The sequence below is a fragment of the Ideonella flava genome (assembly GCF_051857595.1).
GTDB lineage: Bacteria > Pseudomonadota > Gammaproteobacteria > Burkholderiales > Burkholderiaceae_C > Ideonella.
This window is the reverse complement of sequence record NZ_JBPZHD010000007.1, coordinates 402,590-423,111: the sequence shown is the minus strand read 5'-3', so window position 1 is coordinate 423,111 and position 20,522 is coordinate 402,590. Positions and strand designations below refer to the sequence as shown.

Here is a 20,522-nt window from a genome sequence, read left to right as displayed (position 1 = left end):
TCGACCAGTTCGCCAAGGCGATCGGTAGGGCATCCAGGCGGGACCGCCTGCCGGGTATTCAGAGTCCTCGAAGCGAGTCGTTAGGTCTGTGCGTCCCGACGCGACGATGTCTCGGCTTCATGCCTTCGGGCATCGCCCTTGCCGAGTCCCGGCATCGGCCTGGCCGATGCCTTCAACCCTTTGAACCGTACCACGGAGCTCACCATGACCCAGCAAAAGCGTGACCAGAAGAAGAGCGGCGGCAGCCGACCCGAGCAGCAGCAGAAGCAGGAATCCGGCAGCGAACGTCAGCAAGGCGGCGGCGGCCGCACCAGCAGCGGCACCACCGGTGGCGCCAGCAAGGGCGGCAGCAACAAGAGCGATCAGAAGCGCTGACAACGCGGACTCGCGAAAGGCGGTGGGGTCGAGCTTCGCAAGACCTCACCGCCTGCACGGCGCCCCGGCGCCATCGGGGTGGCCCCATGAGGGAGCGCGCTTCACCCCTGCGGACGCATCAACGCGCAGCGCGGAGCGAAAGGCCGGAGCCGATCGCCCTCGTCCGCCGCCTGCGGATTCAGCCGACGGCCACCTCCGCTGTCCGCGCCGCCTGCGGCTCCAGCACCTCGCGCATGGCATCGAGGACACGCTCGGCGGCGACGTCCCAGGAGTGACGTGCCACGCAGCCGCGCATGCGGACGACGCGCCGCAGGCCCTCGTCGGCGCTCTCGGCCAGCGCCCGCCGGCAGGCCTCGATGAAGGCCGCGTGATCCTGCGCCACCTCGACGACCTGGCCGTACAGGGACACCACGTCGCGAACCGGGGTGCTCACCACCGGCTTCTCGGCGGCCATGTACTCCAGCGTCTTGGTCGGGCTGATGAAGCGGGTGGCCTCGTTCTGCGCGAAGGGCAGCAGGCAGACGTCCCAGCCCGCCACCAGGCTCGGCAGCACGGAGTAGCTCTGCTGGCCGAGCCAGTGGATGTTCGCGCGGCGCGGAAGTTGCGCCGGATCGATCTTCACCACCGGCCCGACCATCACCACCTGCCACTGCGGGTCGGCATCGGCGATTGCAGCCACGAGCTCGACGTCCAGGCGTTCATCGATCACCCCGAAGAAGCCCAGGCGCGGCCCGGGGATGTGGCCTTGCAGGCGCGCGGCCTCGAAGTCACCCGTGACGTGGGCTGCCGAGCCGGGTCCGAAGTGGGCGGCATCGACGGCGCTCGGCAGGCACATCACGTTCGGGTGCAGCGAGCGCCGGGCCTCGTACAGGCTGGGGCCACCGGTCAGGACGAGGTCGCTGGCCTTCATGAGCGCGGCCTCGCGCTGGCGCAGCTGCCGCGGCGCGCCCTTGAAGGACGACAGTTCGTCCATGCAATCGAACACCACCGCGCGCGGCTGGAGCTCCGCCATCAGCGGCAGGGCCATGGGCGTGTAGAACCAGGCGATGTAGTCGTCCACCGCGTGGTCGACCAGGTAGCCGCGGACCAGCGGCTCGACCAGGGCGAGCTGTTCGTCGTTGAACCCCGGCTCGGGGTGCGCAGTCCGGGGCCGCAGCACCGTGACGCCCGGGCTCGGCGAAGTCACTTCCAGGCGGGGCGGACCTTCGGCCTGCAACGGCTCCTCGACGAAGATCACCTCATGCCGCCGCGCGATGCGCGACAGCAGGTGCTGGGGCCGCTGGTACACGAAGTCCCACCGGAGATGGCAAAAGACGAGGACGCTGGACATGACTTTCCTTGCTTGAGATTTCTGGACCGGCACCGCGCCGGCCGTTGGACCCCTTCAGGCAAGCGGGATGCCAGCGACGCGGCGAGTGGGAGCGTCGCTTGCTGGGGACCCCGCCATGGAAATGATTAACCACGGCAAACAGCCCGCGGCCTGGGCTGCCCCCACCAGCCTCGGCTTCGACTACCTCATCGTCGGCGCCGGCTTCGCCGGCAGCGTGCTGGCGGAGCGTCTGGCCGGCGAGCTGGGCCAGCGCGTACTGCTGGTGGACAAGCGCCCGCACGTCGGCGGCAATGCCTACGACCGCCATGACGACGCCGGTCTGCTGATCCACCCGTACGGGCCTCACATCTTCCACACCAACTCGGCCGAGATCTTCGACTACCTGTCGCGGTTCACCGATTGGCGCCCCTACCAGCATCGGGTGCTGGCCAGCGTGGACGGCCAACTGGTGCCGCTGCCCATCAACCTCGACACGGTCAACCTGCTCTACGGCATGCGGCTGGATGCCTTCCAGATGAAGGACTGGCTCGAAGCGGTGGCCGAGCGCAGACCCGAGATCCGCAACTCCGAGGACGTGATCGTGAGCAAGGTCGGGCGCGAGCTGTACAACAAGTTCTTCCGCGGCTACACGCGCAAGCAGTGGGACCTGGACCCGTCGGAGCTCGACGCCTCGGTCACCGCGCGCGTGCCGACGCGCACCAACCGCGACGACCGCTATTTCACCGACACCTTCCAGGCCATGCCCCTGCATGGCTACAGCCGGATGTTCGAGAAGATGCTGGCGCACCCCAACATCAAGGTGATGCTGAACACCGACTACCGGGAAATCGTCGACGTGGTGCCGTGGCGTCACATGGTCTACACCGGCCCCATCGATGCCTTCTTCGACTGCAAGCACGGCCGGCTGCCCTACCGCAGCATCCGCTTCGAGCACCGCACGCTGGAACAGGAGCAGTTCCAGCGCGTCGGCACGGTGAACTACCCCAACGACTTCGCCTACACCCGCATCACCGAGTTCAAGCACCTCACCGGCCAGCGGAATACGCGCACGTCGGTGGTCTACGAATACCCCTGCGCCGAGGGCGACCCCTACTACCCGGTGCCGCGCCCGGCCAATGCGCAGCTGTACCGGTGCTACGAGCAGGAGGCCGAGGCCTTGTCCAACGTCACCTTCGTCGGCCGCCTGGCGACCTACCGCTACTACAACATGGACCAGGTGGTGGGCCAGGCGCTGGCCACCTTCAAGCGATTGCGCGCGCGCCAGGAGGCCGCCGCCGCGGTGTCGCAGGATCTGGCCACGGCGCCGAAATGAGGCCGCTGGAGCTTTGGGCCGGCCCGGAATGCACCGTCAACCGCGTCGGCGACGAGGTCCGGGACCAGCTGGAAGAGACCGGCTTTGCCGCGCGCCTGGACGACCTGGACCGGCTCGCAGGCCTGGGCGTGCGCCGGGTGCGGCTCCCTCTGCTGTGGGAGCGTGCCGTCAGCCACGTCGATGGCCCTGCCGACTGGCGTTGGGCCGACGAACGCGTCGCCCGCCTGGACGAGCTGGGCCTGCCCTGCATCGCAGGCCTGGTGCACCATGGCAGCGGCCCGCGGGGGACCGACCTGCTGGACCCGTCCTTCGCCACCGGCCTGGCCCGCCATGCCGGCGAGGTGGCTCGGCGCTATCCGCAACTGGACCACTACACGCCCGTCAACGAGCCCCTGACGACGGCGCGCTTCAGTGGCCTGTATGGCCTGTGGTATCCGCATCGCCGGGATGACAGGGCCTTCGTGCGGGCCTTGCTGAACCAGATCCGCGCCACCGGCCTGGCGATGGAGGCGATCCGCGCGGTGAACCCCCAGGCCCGGCTCGTCCAGACCGACGACCTCGGCTTCGCGTTCGCCGCGCCGGCGCTGCAGTACCAGGCCGACTTCGACAACGAGCGCCGCTGGCTGGGATTCGACCTTCTTGGCGGCCGGGTCGATGCGCAGCACCCGATGTGGCCCTACCTGCGCCAGCACGGCGCCGGGCAGGACGAGCTGGAAGCGCTCGTCGAGAGGCCCTGCACCCCGGACCTGATCGGCATCAACTGCTACGTCACCAGCGAGCGTTTCCTCGACGACCGACTCGAGCTGTACCCCCCGAGCACGCACGGGGGCAATGGCCGGGACCGCTATGTCGACATCGAAAGCGTCCGGGTGCTGGGCCCGGCGGCCGGCGGCGTCCAGGAGCGCTTGCGCGAAGCCTGGGAGCGCTACGGGCTGCCGGTGGCGCTGACCGAAGTCCACCTCGGCTGCTCTCGCGAAGAGCAGATGCGCTGGCTGCACCAGGCCTGGCGCGCGGCGCAATCGCTGCGCGGCAGCGGGGTGGACGTCCGCGCGGTGACGGCCTGGGCCGCCTTCGGCACCTACGACTGGGACAGTCTCGTCACCCTGCGCCTTGGCCGCTACGAATCCGGCCTGTGGGACGTTCGCGGAGCGACCCCGCGGCCCACCGCCCTGGCCCGTCTCGCACGCGAGCTCGCGCGCGGGGAACCAGCCAGCCATCCGGTGCTGGCCGGACGCGGCTGGTGGCAGCGCGGCATCCGGCACCTGGTGTCGCCGCATGGCGAGCCGCAGGCGATGCCAACAGCCGGGCGGCCGGTGCTGATCACCGGCGCGCGAGGCACCCTGGCACGCGCGTTCGCCCACCTGTGCCAGCTGCGCGGGCTGCCGTACCGCTTGCTGGGTCGCCAGCATCTCGACATCGCCGACCTGAAGTCCATCGAGGCCGCGCTGTTGCGATGGCGCCCCTGGGCCGTCATCAACGCCGCGGGCTTCGTCGACGTCGATGCGGCCCAGGCCGAGCCGGCCCGCCAGTGGCGGGAGAACACGATCGGCCCGGCCGCGCTCGCCGAGGTCTGCTCGCAGCACGGCGTGCGCCTGGTGAGCTACTCGAGCGACCTCGTCTTCGATGGCGCCAAGCAGGGCGACTACGTCGAGAGCGACGAGCCCCACCCCCTGAACGCCTACGGCGCAGCCAAGGCCGAGGCCGAGCGCCGCGTGCTGGCGCGCGCGCCCGATGCGCTGGTCATCCGCACCGCGGCGTTCTTCGGCCCGTGGGACCCGCACAACTTCGTGACCCGCGGCCTGGCCGCCCTGCGCGCCGGCCACCGGTGGCAAGCCGCCGAGGACCAGGTGGTGTCCCCCACCTATGTGCGAGACCTGGTGACCGCTTCGCTGGACCTGCTGATCGACGGCGAATCGGGCCTCTGGCACCTGGCCAACCAGGGGGCCCTGAGCTGGGCCGACTGGGCGCGGATGGTGGCGCAGCGTTCGGGGCTGGACGCCGCGCGCGTCGACGCCCTGCCCGCCCGCGCGCTGGGCCAGAAGGCACGCCGCCCGGACCGCGTGGTGCTGGCCAGCGAGCGTGCCTGCCTCATGCCGACGCTGGACAACGCGCTGTCGCGCTACTTCGCCGAGGTGGGGCCCGATGTGCTGCCCCTGGAAGCGCAGGCGCCTGCATCCGAGGACGACGTGACGCCCCTGCAGGTCCAGCCTGAAGCGCTGGATGAAGCCGGCGCCTAGGGCCTCAGACTGTTGCGCTACACGCCGCCGGGGATGTGCGTGCGCGAGGCGCTGGTCGCCCGGGCGATCTCCTGCAGCGGCATCTTCGGGGTCCTGTCCGCGCACAGCAGGCCGTTGGCCTCCTGGAACGTGTCGGTGAACTGGGTGTAGCAGAAGCCCGAGAACAGCGCGGTATGGATCACCGTGTCGATCAGCGCGCAATACAGGCGCTTGAACGACCGGGCATCGCTCGCCACGGTGTAGCCCCAGGTCGTCCGGCTGCCGCCCGGCCCCGGGTTCGGGTCGAAGGCGATGCCGCCGAACTCGGTCAGCATGATGGGCTGGCCTCGGTGCGGATAGCCGTCCAGCGTGAGGATGCGCCCGCCCGGGCGCCGGCGGTCGAACAGCTGCTCGGACTTGATCTCCGCGCCGTAGCGCTGCCGGATGTGCTCGGTGTTGGCGTCGTAGTCGTGGATGCCGATGATGTCGGTGGCGCTGCTTTCCCAGCCGTCGTTGCCGATCACCGGCCGCGTGGCATCCAGCGTCTTCGTGAGGTGATACAGGGCCTGCACGGCATGGCGCTGCTCGCCAACGGCCGTCAGGTCGGGCACGCCCCAGCTTTCGTTGAACGGCACCCACACGATGACGCAGGGGTGGCTGTAGTCGCGCTCTATCGCCTCGGTCCACTCGCGCACCGTGCGGCGGATGGCCGTGCGGGTGAAGCGGTAGGCCGAAGGCATCTCGCTCCACACCACGATCCCCAGCACATCGGCCCAGTAGAGATAGCGCGGGTCCTCCAGCTTCTGGTGCTTGCGCACGCCGTTGAAGCCCATGGCCTTGACCAGCTCCACGTCGCGCCGGAAGGCTTCGTCGCTGGGCGCGGTCATCAGGGTCCCCGGCCAGTAGCCCTGGTCGAGCACCAGGCGCAGCAGGTAGGGCCGGCCGTTGAGCATGAAGCGGTCGCGCAGGATGTGCACGGAGCGCAGGGCGGTGTACGAATCGAACTCGTCGATCACCGTGTCGCCCTGCAGCAGCCGCACGTGCGCGGCGATGAGGGTCGGTCGCTCCGGGCTCCACAGCAACTCGTTGCGGAAGTCGTCTATCCCGGGATCGGACAGCACGACGAAGCGGTCCACCTCGCGCTCGACCACCTGGTAGCGGTCCCGCGCGAGCTGACGCTTGCCGTGGCTCAGCGAGACGTCCAGCCACAGGTCCGGCGCGGGATCGCCCGCGATGCGCACCTCCAGGCCAATGGCGAAGCGTTCCAGGTGCGGCGTCCAGCGGATCTTCTCGACATAGGTGCGGCTGACGCGCTCCCACCAGACCGTCTGCCAGATGCCGGTCGTGCGCGGGTACCAGATCGAATGTGGCTGCTCCTGCCAGTCCTGCTTGCCGCGCGGCTTGGTCAGGTCGTGCGGGTCGTCCTGGACGCCGACCGTGAGGATCTGCAGGCCCGAAGGGTCGAGCGCATCGGTGATGTCGCACCAGAAGGGCGTGTAGCCGCCCTCGTGCGTGACCACCAGCCGCCCGTTGAGCCAGACCCTCGCCGCGTAGTCGACCGCGCCGAAGCGAAGGATGACGCGATCGCGCCCCGGCCGGCACTCGAACTCGCGCTCGTACCAGCAGGCGGCATGGAACCGCTGGTCGCCGATGCCGCTGGCCTGGGACTCGGGCGCGAAAGGCACGATGATCTGCAGCGGCCAGTGCTCGATCTGCGCCGGCGTCGAGAAGCGGCGCTCGTCGTCGAAGCAGAAGCGCCAGGGTCCGTCCAGCGAAGTCCAGTCGCCGCGGCGCAGCTGGGGCCTGGGATAGCCATGGTTCACGCGGTTCTCCTGCTCGGGCCGGGCGGCGCCTCGGCTGGGGTGGGTTCGGGCGAAGGCGCAGGCCGCAGGGGGATGCGCACGACGAACTCGCTTCCCTTGGCCGGGCCTTCGCTGCGAACGTCCACCGTGCCCCCGTGCAGCGAGACGATCTCCTTGACCACCGCCAGGCCCAGGCCCAGCCCCGCACCGCGGTGGCTCTCGGTTTCGCTGGCCTGGGTGAACGCCTCGAAGATCCTGGGCAGCATTGGCGAGCTGATGCCCCTGCCGTTGTCCGTCACCTGGATCAGGAAGTGGCTCAGGTCGGTCGAGAAGGTCAGCCAGACCCGGCCCCCGCCGGGCGTGAACTTGATCGCGTTGTTCAGCAGGTTGACGACCACCTGCAGCAGGCGTTGCGGGTCGACCTGCGCCTCGATCGAGCTCGGCGGGAAGACCGATGCCAAGGCGACGCCCTTCTGGTCGGCCGCGATGCGGCAGTTCCCCAGCGCCTCGGACAGCAGCTCCTGCAGGACGACCGTCTCATAGGCCAGCCTGAGCTTGCCGGCCTGGACCCGCGTGAAGTCCATCAGGTCCTCCACCAGCCTTTCCAGGTGGGCCAGCTGGCGCCGCATGATGCCCAGCGACTGGGACTGGGCTGCCGCCACGTCCGGCGAGGCACCCATGAGCTCGATGGCGTTCTTCAGCGGCGCCAGGGGGTTGCGCAGCTCATGGGCGACGGTGCCTATCAGGCGGTCGCAATCCATCCGCTGGCCCTGACTCTGCTGGACCAGGTTCTCCAGGGACTTCATGCGGCTGCGCAGGTGAGTCGCATCGCGGAAGACCTTGACGAACCCGGTGACCTCGGCGCCATGGCGCCGGATCGGCACGCTCACGCCGCTGGACCAGAACACCGACCCATCCTTGCGCAGGTGCCATCGCTCGTCCTCGGCGAAGCCCACCGCGCCCGCGGTGTTGCGCTCGTGCTCATCCAGCCGCAGCGCGCGGTCTTCGGGCACGAAGAGCATGCCGAGCGGCCGACCCAGCACGTCGCTGTCGGCGAAGCCGGTGATGAAGCGGGCCCCCCGGTTCCAGCCCGTGATCTGGCCGGCGGCGCCGTACATGACCACCCCGAGCTGCCGGGTGCCGCAAAGCATCAGCTCGCTGAACGCGCGAGCGTCCTCCTCGTTCCAGGAGCAGAACTCGCCTTGTCCCACGGCGGCGGGCACTCGGTGCTCAGGGCGCCGAGCAGCCGGCGCCCTCGAAGGTCCACGACACCACCTTGCCTTGCTCGACGTGGAAGTAGGTCGTGCAGGTTTCCGGCCCTCCCGGTGAAAGCGGGACCGTGCCGCCCACGCCCACGCCGACCGCCGTGTGGCCGCCACCGCCTATGCCAAAGCCGCCGATGCTGATGCCCAGGCTGCCGCCGGAGCCGGGCGGCTGGCTGTAGACGTACACCAGGCGCTTGCCGCTGCCCTCCGGCTCCTCGCTCACCGGCCGGCCCCAGCGGGCCCGCAGCGATTCTTCACTGGCGCCCTGCCAGGGCGACAGCCAGCGGTCGTAGCCGGCCTCGCGCGATTCGCGGCTGGCGCAGCCGGCGATCGACAAGGCCAAGGCCAGCAACGGCAGGACTAGGCGGGTGGGGATGGAACGCATGGTCGGTCTCCTACACGGCAGCCGGGGCAAGCGGCGAGCCAGGCGACGGCGGCGGCAGGCGTGTAGGGAGGTCTTGACTTTGACCTGCCTCAAGGCCGGCGCGGCGGGTCTGCCCACGAATCCGGCCGCTTTTCGCCCGACTGCCGGCCCGGGGCAGCGCAGAACATGCCTCCCCAGTGCTCCTCATGGGTCCTTTTGCCGTGCGCTTTCGTTCCCGCTTCGCCCCCTCCGGCTGGTTGTCCTGCGTGTCGCAGGGGGCCGCGCTGCGCCTGGCGTGGGTCGAGCCGGGCGATAGACCCCGGGTGCGATGGCTTCACAGCGAGCCGGTGCGCAGCACCCTCGCCGCCGCCTTGCACCGCGCCCGCCGGGCCGCGCCCGGGGGCCCGCTGCCGGTGGCCGTGGTGCTGGACCGCGGGCGCTATCAATTGCTGCAGACCGAAGCGCCGGAGATGCCGCCCGAGGAGTGGCGAGATGCGCTGCGCTGGCGGCTGAAGGACCAGCTCGAATTCCCGGTCGACGGCGCCGCCATCGACCTGCTGCCGATGCCGCCCCAGGCGGGCCCGCGCAACCAGCGCACCCTGATCGCGGTGGCCGCTTCGGCCGCCGTCCGCCATGAATGGCAGCGCGCCGGCGAGGATGCCGGCTGGCGCTGGCAGGCAGTCGACATCGTCGAGACCGCGCTGCGCAACCTGAGCGCCCTGCTCTCCACGCCCGGCCGCGGCCATGCCCTGCTGCACCTGGGGCAGACGCACGCCACGCTGGTCATCACCGTGGCCGGCGCGCTGCTGCTGTCACGCCAGATCGAAGTGCCACGCGCCCAGCTGGCCGGAGAGGACGAATCCCTTCGCATGCCGGCGATGGAACGCGCCGGCCTGGAGCTGCAACGCACGCTGGACGGCTTCGACCGCGTCTTCAGCCAGGTCGGCCTGGAGCGGCTGGACCTGCTGCCCGGCCCGGGCTCGGACACCTTTGCCGACTTCGCCCGCGAGCTGGTCTACGTGCCGGTCAAGGTGGCCGATTTCGCCGGGCGCCTGGACGTTTCCGCCCTGCCGTCGGACGTGCCGCTCGGCGAGCACTGGGTCGCCATAGGCGCCGCCTTGCGCCGGGTGCCGGGCACCGAGCCGAACGACGCCCCTGCCGACCTGAACCTCGACCCGCCGACCGCTCGGCCCGCCCGCACCGCGTGGCGCGCCACGCAAGGCCTGGTCACCACCGGGGCCGCCCTGGCCGCCAGCTGGGCCGTGGCCACCGGCCTGGACGCCTGGGCGGGTCACCGCCAGGCCGAGGCCGTCGCCCTGACCCAGGCCCTGCCGCAGCAACGCGCCCAGCTCGAGGCCCGCGACCCCGGCGGCGCCGATGCCGTGCAACGGCTGGCTGCCGAACGCCAGCGCCTGCAGGTGCTGGACATGGAGCAGCGCCGCCTGCGCGCCGAGATCGACAGCCACCTGCGACACGCCGCCAACGGCTACACGCCCTTCTTTGCCGCGCTGTCGCGCCAGAGCCAGGGCAACGTCTGGATCACCGGCTTCAGCGTGGCCGGCGCCACCGGCGCCCTCGAACTGCAGGGCCGCATGATCGATCCGGCCGCCCTGCCCGGCTACCTGCAACGGCTGAACCAGGAGGAGGCCTTCAAGGGCCGCCAGTTCGCCCGGCTGCAGCTCACGCCGGCCGAGGGCCTGACCGAGTTCACCCTGGGCGGCCTCGCGTCGGTCGCGACGGAGGGCTCGTCGAGATGAAAGCTTGGCAAGACAAGCTCTTCGAGATCCGCCAGGGCGCACTGGCCCTGGGCCGCCGCTTCGATGCCCGGCCGCGGCGCGAGCGCATCGCGATGGTGCTGGCCGTGGTCGCCGTGCTGCTGCTGGCCGGCGACCGCTTCTGGCTCACCCCCGCGTGGCGCCACTTCAAGGAAGGGTCGCAGTCGCTGGCCGATGCCCGCAGTGCCCAGCAGGCGCTGATGGACGAATCCGACAGGCGCCGGGTCCAAGGCGATGCCGAGCGCCGCGCGCTGACAGCCGAGATCGCCCAGTGGAAGGAACGCACCGCTGCCGGCGCGCAAGGCCTGGCCGCGACGCAGGCCGGACTCATAGGCGCGGACCGCATGGCCGCGCTGCTGGAGCAGATGCTGCCGCGTCAGGGCGGCGTGCGCATCGTTGGCCTGAAGACGCTGCCGCCGCAGGACGCGCATGCCCCGCTGCCCGTCGCCCCACCGCCCATGCCGGCGGCCACCTTGCCGGCGGCGGCCGCCTCGGCCGTGCCGGCGCTGGCCGCAGGCCTGAGCGCGCAGGCCGCTGCCGCACCGCCTCCTGCGTTGCCGACCGCCTCGCTCTATCGCCATGGCGTCGAGATCACCGTCGAAGGCAGCTACGGCGACCTGATGAACTACCTCGCCACGCTGGAGAACCTGCCCGGGCCCCGCCTGCTCTGGGGCGGCATCGCGATGAAGGTCGAGCGCCACCCCACCGTGCGCCTGAACTTCACGGTCTACACCTTGAGCGTCCACAGAGCCTGGCTCGAGCTGTGACGATGAACCTGCCTTCACACCCCCTGGTGCTGGCCCTGCTGCTGGCCACGACTGCCGCCCAGGCTGCGCCCAGCGCGACGGCCTGGGCCGATCCGACCCGGCCCGCGGGAGCCTTGGCCGCCGAAAGCGGCGCGTCGGCGCCCCGTGCGACCCGCCCTGCCGCGCCCGCATCGGCACCCACCCCGGCCATCCCTCAACTGCAATCCGTGCAGATCGGCACGTCGGGCGGTGCGAGCGCGCTGGTCGACGGCCGCCTGCTGCAGCCGGGCGACGCGCTGGGCGCCTCGCGCATCGTGGCCATCGACGCCGAAGGCCTGACGCTGCGCGACGCCAAGGGCCGCACAGAGCGGCTGTCGCTGATCTCCTCTTCCATTGCCAAGCGCGATGGCGGCCCCGACAAGGCCGTTGCCGCACTGACCGACCCGCGCCCAGCCGGCCGCGAAGGACGACGCCCATGAGCACCCCTGTTGCCACCTTCGCCCGCCGGGCCCTCGCGGCAGCCTTCGCTGCCGTGACGCTGACCGCCCAGGCCGCCGACCCGGGCCGCTTCGACCTCTCGGTCAACAACGCGCCGGCCGCCCAGGTCTTCATGCAGATCGGCAACGGCACGCCGTACAACATGCTGGTCACGCCCGAGGTCTCGGGCAACGTCAGCGTGACGCTCAAGAACGTGACGGTGACCGAAGCGCTGGAGGCGCTGCGCGACCTCTACGGCTACGACTTCAAGCTCAACGGCAACCGGGTGCTGGTGCTGCCCAACACCGTGCAGTCCCGCCTGTTCCGCGTCAACTACCTGCCGGGCCGCCGCCAGGGCGCGTCGGACCTGCGGGTGAACACGGGCTCCGCCGCCATGTCGGTGGCCGGCTCGTCGGGCACGGCCAACAGCAACGGCGCCGCGCCTGTGCAGCCGCAGACACCAGGGCAGACGACCACCCGCATCGACAACAGCGCCCAGGTGCGCACCACCAGCGACGCCGACTTCTGGCAGGAGGTGCAGGCCTCGCTGAACTCGCTGGTCGGCAACACCGGCGGGCGCGGCGTGGTGCTGAACCCGGCCGCCGGCGTCATCGTGGTCAAGGCCACGCCGGCCGAGCTGACGCAGGTCGAGCGCTACCTCAACGCCATCCAGCTGTCGGTGGAGCGCCAGGTGATGCTGGAGGCCAAGATCGTCGAGGTCGCGTTGTCCAAGGACGCGCAGGCCGGCATCAACTGGGGCGGCTTCGGCCGCGTGCTGGGCGACAAGCTCGCCGGCTCCTTCGGCATCGTGGGCGCCGGCGTCACGCTGGGCACCACCGGTGCGTTGACCTCCGGCGACGTCAGCTCGACGCCGGCCTCGAACATAGGCACGACGACCACCGGCCGCGGTTTCTACGGCCTGGCGCTGCAGTCGCCCAACTTCGCGGCGCTGATCAACTTCCTGCAGACGCAGGGCGACGTGTCGGTGCTCTCCAGCCCGCGCGTGGCCACGCTGAACAACCAGAAGGCCGTGCTCAAGGTGGGCAGCGACGAGATGTTCGTCACCGGCCTGCAGACCACGACCACCACCACCGGCAACAACGCGGTCTCGACGCCGACGCTGACGCTGACGCCGTTCTTCTCCGGCATCGTGCTGGACGTGACGCCGCAGATCGACGACAACGGCGTGGTCATCCTGCACGTCCACCCGGCCATCAGCAACGTGGTCGAGAAGACCAAGGCGATCGACCTCGGCTCGCTGGGCAACTTCCGCCTGCCGCTGGCCGCTTCCACCGTCAACGAGAGCGACAGCATCGTGCGCATCGGCGACGGCCAGATCGTCGCCATCGGCGGCCTGATGATCCAGGGTGCCACCAATACCAAGAGCGGCGTGCCCGGCCTGCAGGAGGCACCGGTCGTCGGCGGCCTGTTCCGCCAGAGCAGCGACGTGAGCACCAAGCGCGAGCTGGTGATCATGATCAAGCCCACCGTCATCCAGGGCGACGGCGCCAACTGGCCCGACAGCACCCCCGTGGCGCAGGCCGCTGCGAACGAGCGCGTGGCCATGCCGAGCAGCGCCCTGAAGCTGGACCCCGCCGTCCGCTGAGCCCACGCCATGGCCCGCCCCGAACGCATCCGCCTCGGCGACCTGCTGATCCAGGAACAGCTGATCTCGCCCGCCCAGCTCGAGCAGGCCCTGGCGGCGCAGAAGCAGTCCGGCCGAAAGCTGGGCCGCATCTTCATCGACTCCGGCTTCGTCACCGAGGCGCAGATCGCCAAGGCGGTGGCGCGCCAGCTGCGCGCGCCCTTCGTCGAACTCGCGGGTCGCGTCATCCGGCCCGAGATCGCCCGCCTGTTGCCCGAAGTGCAGGCCCGGCGGCTGCGTGCCCTGCCGCTGGAAGAGACCGCGGCCGGCCTGCGCGTGGCCATGGCCGACCCGACCGACCTGGCCGCGTGGGACGAACTGAACCGCCTGCTCAAGCGCGAGATCGAGCTCGCCGTGGCGGCCGAGAGCCAGCTGCTGGCCGCCCTGGACCGCAGCTACCACAGCACCGAAGAGATCGCCGGCCACGCCCAGGCGCTGCAGACCGAACTCGCCAGCGTCACCCAGGAATTCGGCGACCTGCTCGGTCTTTCCACCGCCACCACCGAAGACGCGCCGGTCGTGCGACTGCTGCACTCGGTGTTCGAGGAGGCCCTGCGCGTGCGGGCCTCGGACATCCACATCGAGCCGCAGGAAAAGGCGCTGCGCATCCGCTTCCGCATCGACGGCGTGCTGCATGTGCAGACCGAGGCCGATGCCAAGATCGCCACCGCCGTCGCGCTTCGCCTGAAGCTGATGTCGGGTCTGGACATCTCCGAGAAGCGCCTGCCGCAGGACGGCCGCTTCCACGTCAAGCTGCGCGCCGGCACCAACGTCGACGTGCGCATCTCGACCATGCCGACGCAGTACGGCGAGTCGGTCGTCATGCGTCTGCTGACGCAGGACGGCGGCCTGCTGTCGCTCGACAAGCTGGACCTGCCCCCCGCGGTGGCCAAGGCCCTGCGCCGCGCCATCGCCCGGCCCAGCGGCATGGTGCTGGTCACCGGCCCGACCGGATCCGGCAAGACGACCACGCTGTACGCCGCCCTGAGCGCGCTCAACACCACCGGCCGCAAGATCATCACGGTCGAGGACCCGGTCGAGTACCGCCTGCCCGGCATCAACCAGGTGCAGGTGATGGACAAGATCGAGCTGGGCTTCGGCCGCGTGCTGCGCGCCGCCCTGCGCCAGGATCCGGACGTGATCCTGGTCGGCGAGATGCGCGACCAGACGACCGCGGAGATCGGCCTGCGCGCCGCGCTGACCGGCCACCTCGTGCTCTCCACCCTGCACACCAACGACGCGCCCTCCACCCCGCTTCGCCTGATCGACATGGGCGTGCCGCGCTACATGGTCGCCATGTCGCTGGCGCTGGTGCTGGCACAGCGCCTGGTCAGGCTGATCTGCACCCACTGCGCCACCGACATCGAGCCGGACGCACCGCAGCGCGAATGGCTGGCGCTGGAGCTGGGCGATGAAGTCGGCCGCCACCGCTACCGCCACGGCCGCGGCTGCCCGGTGTGCAACGACACCGGCTACTCGGGCCGCAGCGGCGTCTACGAGTTCGTCGAGATGACGCAAGGCCTCGTCGAGATCATGAACCATGGCAGCCCGGCCGACTTCGCCCGCGCCGCCCGCGCCCAGATGGCCGGCGCGTCGCTGCGCAGCGACGCCGTGCGCCTGGTCACCGAAGGCCGCACGACCATCGAAGAAGCGATGCGGGTCTCGACGCAGTTCGACGAATGACGAGCTTCGCCTACACCGGCCGGTCCGCGGTCGGCCCCGTCAGTGGCACCCTCGAAGGGCCCGATGCGGGCGCCATCGCCGACCTGCTCTTCGCGCGCGGCGTCACGCCACTGAAGATCGAGGCCGAAGCCGCCGCCAGGCCCTCCGGTGACGCGGCCGCCAAGCCCGGCCGCCGCTGGTTCGAGCCCCGGGTCGGCACGGTCGAGCTGATGCTGTTCTGCCGCCAGCTGCATACCCTGCTGCGCGCCGGCGTGCCCATCCTGCGAGCGCTGCTGGGCCTGCAGGAGTCGGCCACGCACCGGGCCTTGCGCGATTGCCTGGCCGAGGTCAGGCGCAGCCTGGAGTCCGGCATCGAGCTGTCGATGTCGTTCGCCCAGCAGTCGCAGCTGTTCACGCCCTTCTTCGTCGCGATGGTCCGCGTCGGCGAGATGACCGGCCGGCTGGACGAGGTCTTCGACCGCCTGTGCAAGCACCTCGAGTTCGAGATGTTCATGCGCCAGCAGGTCAAGTCGGCGCTGCGCTACCCGATGTTCGTGATGGTCGCGATGGTCGCGGCCATCGCGGTGATCAACGTGATGGTGATCCCGGCCTTCGCCGGCGTGTTCGAGACCCTGCACGCCGAGCTGCCCATCCCCACCAGGATCCTGCTCGCCACCTCCAGATTCAGCGTCGAGTACGGCTGGGCGTTGATCGCCGCGGCGACAGGCGCCGCCTTCGCCTGGCAGGCCTGGCGCGCCACGCCGGATGGCAGGCTGCGCTGGGACGGCTTCCTGCTGCGCGTGCCCATCGCCGGCAAGATCGTTCGCAAGGCGATGCTCGCCCGCTTCGCCCGCGGCTTCGCGCTGGCCCTCAAGAGCGGCGTGCCGATAGAGCGGGCCCTGGCCGCCGTCGCGCAGACGGTGGACAACGCGTGGATCGCCAGGCGCATCGATGGCATGCGCGAGCACGTCGAGCGGGGCGAATCCATCGTCCGCGCGGCGCTGGCCACTGGCGTCTTCACGCCCGTCGTGCTGCAGATGATCGGCGTCGGCGAAGAGACAGGCGCCATCGACGAGCTGATGGAAGAGGTCGCCGAGCTCTACAGCAACGAAGTCCAGTACGAGCTCAAGACCCTGGGCCAGCAGATCGAGCCGATCATGATCATCTTCCTCGGCGTGCTGGTGCTGGTGCTCGCGCTCGGCGTGTTCCTGCCGATGTGGGACCTGGGCCGGGTCGCGATGGCGGCGCACGGCTGAACGCGATGGATGCCCATGCCGCGCCCGCCCTCACGCTCATCCGGCCTGACCCGGCTGGACGCTGCCGTCGCGCTGGCGATCGTCGGCGTGCTGATCGCCGTGGCGTTGCCGCGGCTGCACTCCACGCGGGTCGCCGCCCGGCAGGTGCGGCTGAAGATGCTGCTGGCCACGGCCCAATCCAGTGCCAGCCTGTTCCACGGCCGCTGCGAGATCGAGCGATCGCGCAGCGTCGACACCGATTGCGCCCGTCTGGCGATCGGAGGCCGGGCCATCTCGGGCGTGAACTATTGGCCATCCGCGACGCCCCAGGGCCTGCCCAACGCCCTCAACCAGTGGACCGAGACACCCGATATCGACTGGCAGTCGGAGCGGATCGAGGGAGTGCCCGCCTTGCGCGCGCGCCTGAAGCCCGTGGCAGTTGCCGGCAGCTGCGAGTTCATCTACGCCCAGGCGGCATCTCCGGGTGCGGCCCCCCGCATCGCCTTGATCGATGCCTCCTGTCCCTGAGCTCCGTTCCCACTTTCTTTCCGACCTGACCTAGGAGTCCCTTCCATGAAACGCATCCAAGCCGGCTTCACGATGATCGAGCTGATCGTCGTCATCGCCATCCTCGGCATCCTGGCCGCCGTGGCCATGCCCAAGTTCATCGACATGAGCAGCGATGCCGAAACCGCCGCCATCAAGGGCGTGGCGGGCTCCGCCGCTTCGGCGATGGCCATGAACTACGCCTCTCGCAAGGCCAACTCGAGCAAGGGCTCGGCGGTGACCAACTGCACCGACGCGGCGACCCTGCTGCAAGGCGGCCTGCCCACCGGCTACACCGTCACCTCGGCCGCCATCGCCGCTGATGCCACCGTGTCGTGCACGGTGACCAAGGGCACCTACACCGCCACCTTCAGCGGCATCGGCATCTCCTGATGCGCTGCGATGCCGCGCGCCGTCCCGGCGCGGCATCATCATCACCATGCCGAAACCCCCGGCAAGCCTTGCCACGCGCGCGGCCTCGCTGATCCAGCGTGCCGCGCTGTGCTGCTGGCTGCTGTGGCTGCCCACGGCGGCCCAGGCGACGGCCTACACCTTCCCGGGCAACCTGCCCGGCGGCTGCAGCGGGGGCTCCGGGGCCTACACGTGCAATACGCTGACGCTGTCGAACGGCGACACCGTGTCGGTGTCGACGACGACCACGATCACCGTCAACGGCAACCTCAACACCAACGCCTCGACCATCAACCAGGCCGGATCGACGAGCGCCCTGACGCTCATCGTCAGCGGGCAGTTGAAGGTGTCCCACCAGGCGATCGTCAATGCCAATGTCACGGCGGGCTCGGTCAGCGATGCCGGCGGCGAAGTCACTTTCGGCGGCAGCATCACGACCACGACAGGCACCGTGTCCCTCGGATCGGCCACCACCGTAGGCGGCAGCATCCGCACGACCAGCGGCACCATCGCGCTGGGCGGCAGCAACACGATCACCGGCAGCATCACCAGCGGCTCGGGCAGCATCGACACGGGCTCCGCCAGCACCATCGGCGGCAATGTCGGCACCGAGGGCACGGTGACCGTGGGTCAAGCCAGCACCGTGGCCGGCACCGTCACCAGCCGAACGTCAACGGTCTCGATCGGCTCCGCCGCGAGGTCGACCGGTGACGTCACTACCCACAGCGGCACGCTGACGCTCGGCAGCAACTCCGCCGTGGCGGCGTGTTCGCGCTCCACCGGTTCACAGGCGATTTCACTGCTGTCGGGGGCCACGAGCAGCGGCGTGTGCTGCGGCACCACCTGCAGCAACGCCTGCGTGAGCAACAACAGCGGCGCCGCCATGCCGGCGAGCTGCGCGGTCGCGCCCTTCGTGGCCGGCACGACCTACAGCTTCGAGAGCTGGGACACCGCGGGCTACTACATCCGGCACTCCAACTACCTCGGCTACATCAGCAAGATCGATTCGACCTCGACCAGCGGAACAAAGCAGGACGCGACCTTCACCGCCCGCGCGGGGCGCGCCGACTCGGCCTGCTGGAGCTTCGAGGCGGTCAACTACCCAGGCTACTACCTGCGGCACCAGAACTTCGTGCTCAAGCTGCAGGCCAGCGACGGCAGCGCGCTGTTCGACAAGGACACCACCTTCTGCCAGCGCACCGGCCTGGCCGGCAGCGGCATCTCGCTGGAGTCCGTCAACTACCCGGGCTACTACCTGCGGCACGACACGAGCCTGGCCCTGGGCATCGCCTACTCGGACGGCAGCTCCGCCTACCGCGGCCAGGCCACCTTTCAGGTCCGTGGTGGTCTGTCCTCGGCCTCGGTGGATCACCTCGAGATCCGCCATGGCAGCGGCACCGGCCTGACCTGCACGCCCAGCACGCTGACCGTGCTGGCCTGCCAGGACGCGAGCTGCTCGACGCTCTACACCAGCGGCCTGACCGGCACGCTCACCGCCACCGGCACGCCGAGCGTGGTGTGGCCCTCCGGCGCCAGTTTCAGCATCTCCGCGGGAGCCAGCAGCACCACGGTGAACGTTCAGGTCACCTCCGCCGGCAGCGTGGTGTTCGGCACCACCGGACTGAGCGTCACGCCCGCCAGCAGCACGAGCTGCAACTTCGGCAGCCCGGCCTGCACGTTCACCGCCGCCGACGCCGGCCTGCTGTTCGATGTGCCGAACCACGTGGCCGAGGCCAGCCAGGCAGTCACGCTCACCGCCGTGCGCAAGGCCGACAACGCGGCCGTCTGCACGCCGGCCTTCGCCAATGTCAACAAGTCGCTCACCTTCACCTGCGGCTACGCCAACCCGACCAGCGGCACGCTGCCCGTGCGCATCGGTGGCAAGGCGTTGAACGCCTCGAACAGCGCCACCGCGGCCTGCGACTCGAGCGGCCAGGCGGTGACGCTCGCCTTTGATTCGACCGGCAAGGCCAGCACCACCTTGCAATACGCCGACGTGGGCCAGATGAACCTCACGGCGAAGTACGTCGGCTCCGGCAGCGACGCCGGGCTCAGCATGACAGGCACCGACAGCTTCGTCGCGGCGCCGTCTTCGTTCGCCTTCTCCAGCATCACCGCGGCGCCCATCAAGGCGGGCAATGCCTTCAGCGCCACGGTGACGGCCCGCAACAGCGTCGGCAACGCGACCCCGAACTTCGGCAAGGAGTCGACGCCGGCATCGCCCACCCTGAGCTTCACCCGATACCAGCCTTCGTCCGGCTCCGCGGGCAGCTTCAGCGGCACGCTCGGCAGCTTCTCCGCCGGCTCGGCCACCGGCAGCAACCTGAAGTGGACCGAGGTCGGCAACGGCGACCTGAGCGCGACGCTCACCAGCTACCTGTCCAGCGGCCTGAACGTGACGGGCACCACCGGCACGACCGGCGCGGTCGGCCGCTTCATCCCCCACCACTTCGACACCACGGTGTCACCGGCCTGCACCGGCGGCGCCTTCTACTACGCCGGCCAGCCCATCACGACCACCGTGACGGCCAGGAACGCGGGCGGCGCCGTGACCAGCAACTACGCCGGAGCCACCTGGGCCAAGGCGACGACCCTCGGCGATGCCGGCAGCCTGGGCCTGGGCGGCTTCAATGGCACGGACGCGGTGGCGGCCACGGCCTTCAGCGGCGGCATCGCCAGCGCCACGCCCGCCTACACCTTCACGAACAAGCTCACCGCCCCGCAGACGCTGACCCTGCGCGCCACCGACGCCGATGGCGTGAGCTCGCAGCCTCCCGACGGCACCGAAGGCAGCACCCCGCTGCGCAGCGGCCGCCTCGTCATCCCCAACGGCTATGGCAGCGAGAAGAGTTCGCTCGACATCCTCATGCGGGTCGAGTACTGGACCGGCCAGGCCTGGCTGCCCAGCAGCACGGACACCTGCACCGTGATCCCGGCCTCCGCGCTGGCGCTGTCGAACTACCGCGACTACCGCGGATCGGCGGCGACCTGGACCACCAGCGGCACCGTCACCTCCCAAGGCAGCGGCGTGCACAAGCTGACCCTGGCCGCGCCCTCGGGCGCCGCCACCGGCACAGTCGACATCGCCATCAACCTGGGCACCGGCACCGCCGACCAGTCGTGCAACGCCAGCCACCCGGCCACCGGCGCCGGCAGCCTCGCCTGGCTGCGCTCGCGCAACGGCAGCTGCGCCGCCACCTGGGACCGCGACCCCGCCGCCCGCGCGGCCTTCGGCGTCTACAGCGCCGAATCCAAAAAGACCGTCCATGTACGCGAGCTTTTCTAGGCGGCGTCGCGGCAAAGCCGCTCAGCCGCCCAGTGGCCGGCTGAATGTTGGACTCCCCCGAGCCCCCTCCAGGGC

The 20,522-nt window shown here is 70.3% G+C and carries 16 protein-coding genes; 12 read left to right on the top strand and 4 right to left on the bottom strand.

Annotated elements, in window-relative coordinates; all coding sequences use genetic code 11:
• Positions 1-204 precede the first annotated feature (204 nt).
• Positions 205-375 carry a hypothetical protein gene (locus ACS5PM_RS17780; protein WP_439388993.1) on the top strand — a complete coding sequence of 57 codons (171 nt, stop codon included), beginning with the start codon at positions 205-207 and terminating at the stop codon, positions 373-375.
• A gap of 178 nt (positions 376-553) precedes the next feature.
• Here the strand turns inward: ACS5PM_RS17780 and ACS5PM_RS17775 are convergent, their stop codons facing one another.
• Positions 554-1,705 (bottom strand): glycosyltransferase, encoded by a 1,152-nt coding sequence (locus ACS5PM_RS17775; RefSeq protein WP_439388992.1) that lies wholly within the window; start codon positions 1,703-1,705, stop codon positions 554-556.
• A gap of 121 nt (positions 1,706-1,826) precedes the next feature.
• On the opposite strand from ACS5PM_RS17775, the gene glf reads away from it, so the two are divergent.
• Positions 1,827-3,017: a UDP-galactopyranose mutase gene (gene glf, locus ACS5PM_RS17770; RefSeq protein ID WP_439389025.1), complete on the top strand. Its 1,191-nt coding sequence runs from the start codon at positions 1,827-1,829 to the stop codon at positions 3,015-3,017.
• Positions 3,014-5,254 carry a sugar nucleotide-binding protein gene (locus ACS5PM_RS17765; protein ID WP_439388991.1) on the top strand — a complete coding sequence of 747 codons (2,241 nt, stop codon included), beginning with the start codon at positions 3,014-3,016 and terminating at the stop codon, positions 5,252-5,254. The genes glf and ACS5PM_RS17765 overlap by 4 nt, the downstream gene beginning before the upstream one ends.
• 17 nt (positions 5,255-5,271) lie before the next feature.
• On the opposite strand, the gene ACS5PM_RS17760 is transcribed toward ACS5PM_RS17765, so the two are convergent.
• The 3 genes from ACS5PM_RS17760 to ACS5PM_RS17750 are packed head-to-tail and all read right to left on the bottom strand — an operon-like array spanning position 5,272 to position 8,685.
• Complete coding sequence (locus ACS5PM_RS17760) at positions 5,272-7,056, bottom strand: glycoside hydrolase family 2 protein (protein WP_439388990.1); 1,785 nt, start codon at positions 7,054-7,056, stop codon at positions 5,272-5,274.
• Positions 7,053-8,258: a PAS domain-containing sensor histidine kinase gene (locus tag ACS5PM_RS17755; protein WP_439388989.1), complete on the bottom strand. Its 1,206-nt coding sequence runs from the start codon at positions 8,256-8,258 to the stop codon at positions 7,053-7,055. The genes ACS5PM_RS17760 and ACS5PM_RS17755 overlap by 4 nt, the downstream gene beginning before the upstream one ends.
• A gap of 7 nt (positions 8,259-8,265) precedes the next feature.
• A complete protein-coding gene (locus ACS5PM_RS17750) occupies positions 8,266-8,685 on the bottom strand; it encodes a hypothetical protein (RefSeq protein ID WP_439388988.1) in 420 nt (139 codons plus the stop codon).
• A 200-nt stretch (positions 8,686-8,885) separates the two neighbouring features.
• Here ACS5PM_RS17750 and ACS5PM_RS17745 point away from each other — a divergent pair, with 200 nt between their 5' ends.
• Genes ACS5PM_RS17745 through ACS5PM_RS17705 form a run of 9 tightly spaced genes read left to right on the top strand, consistent with a single transcriptional unit; the run spans position 8,886 to position 20,447 of the window.
• Positions 8,886-10,421, top strand: coding sequence for a PilN domain-containing protein (locus tag ACS5PM_RS17745; protein WP_439388987.1), 1,536 nt, complete (start codon positions 8,886-8,888; stop codon positions 10,419-10,421).
• Complete coding sequence (locus ACS5PM_RS17740; protein WP_439388986.1) at positions 10,418-11,206, top strand: hypothetical protein; 789 nt, start codon at positions 10,418-10,420, stop codon at positions 11,204-11,206. Before ACS5PM_RS17745 ends, ACS5PM_RS17740 begins: the two co-directional genes overlap by 4 nt.
• Positions 11,207-11,208: 2 nt before the next feature.
• On the top strand, positions 11,209-11,664 hold the full coding sequence (locus tag ACS5PM_RS17735; protein ID WP_439388985.1) for a hypothetical protein: 456 nt from the start codon (positions 11,209-11,211) through the stop codon (positions 11,662-11,664).
• Entirely contained in the window at positions 11,661-13,268 is a 1,608-nt protein-coding gene (gene mshL / locus ACS5PM_RS17730) for a pilus (MSHA type) biogenesis protein MshL (protein ID WP_439388984.1), read from the top strand. The genes ACS5PM_RS17735 and mshL overlap by 4 nt, the downstream gene beginning before the upstream one ends.
• Positions 13,269-13,277: 9 nt before the next feature.
• The gene (locus tag ACS5PM_RS17725) at positions 13,278-14,990 is read left to right on the top strand and encodes a GspE/PulE family protein (RefSeq protein ID WP_439388983.1); all 1,713 of its coding nucleotides are present in this window, start codon (positions 13,278-13,280) and stop codon (positions 14,988-14,990) included.
• On the top strand, positions 14,987-16,225 hold the full coding sequence (locus ACS5PM_RS17720) for a type II secretion system F family protein (RefSeq protein ID WP_439388982.1): 1,239 nt from the start codon (positions 14,987-14,989) through the stop codon (positions 16,223-16,225). The genes ACS5PM_RS17725 and ACS5PM_RS17720 overlap by 4 nt, the downstream gene beginning before the upstream one ends.
• Before the next feature lie 15 nt (positions 16,226-16,240).
• Entirely contained in the window at positions 16,241-16,732 is a 492-nt protein-coding gene (locus ACS5PM_RS17715; RefSeq protein ID WP_439388981.1) for a type II secretion system protein, read from the top strand.
• 45 nt (positions 16,733-16,777) lie between these two features.
• Complete coding sequence (locus ACS5PM_RS17710; protein WP_439388980.1) at positions 16,778-17,143, top strand: prepilin-type N-terminal cleavage/methylation domain-containing protein; 366 nt, start codon at positions 16,778-16,780, stop codon at positions 17,141-17,143.
• Between the two features lie 46 nt (positions 17,144-17,189).
• The gene (locus ACS5PM_RS17705) at positions 17,190-20,447 is read left to right on the top strand and encodes an AbfB domain-containing protein (RefSeq protein ID WP_439388979.1); all 3,258 of its coding nucleotides are present in this window, start codon (positions 17,190-17,192) and stop codon (positions 20,445-20,447) included.
• The last annotated feature ends 75 nt before the right edge of the window (positions 20,448-20,522 follow it).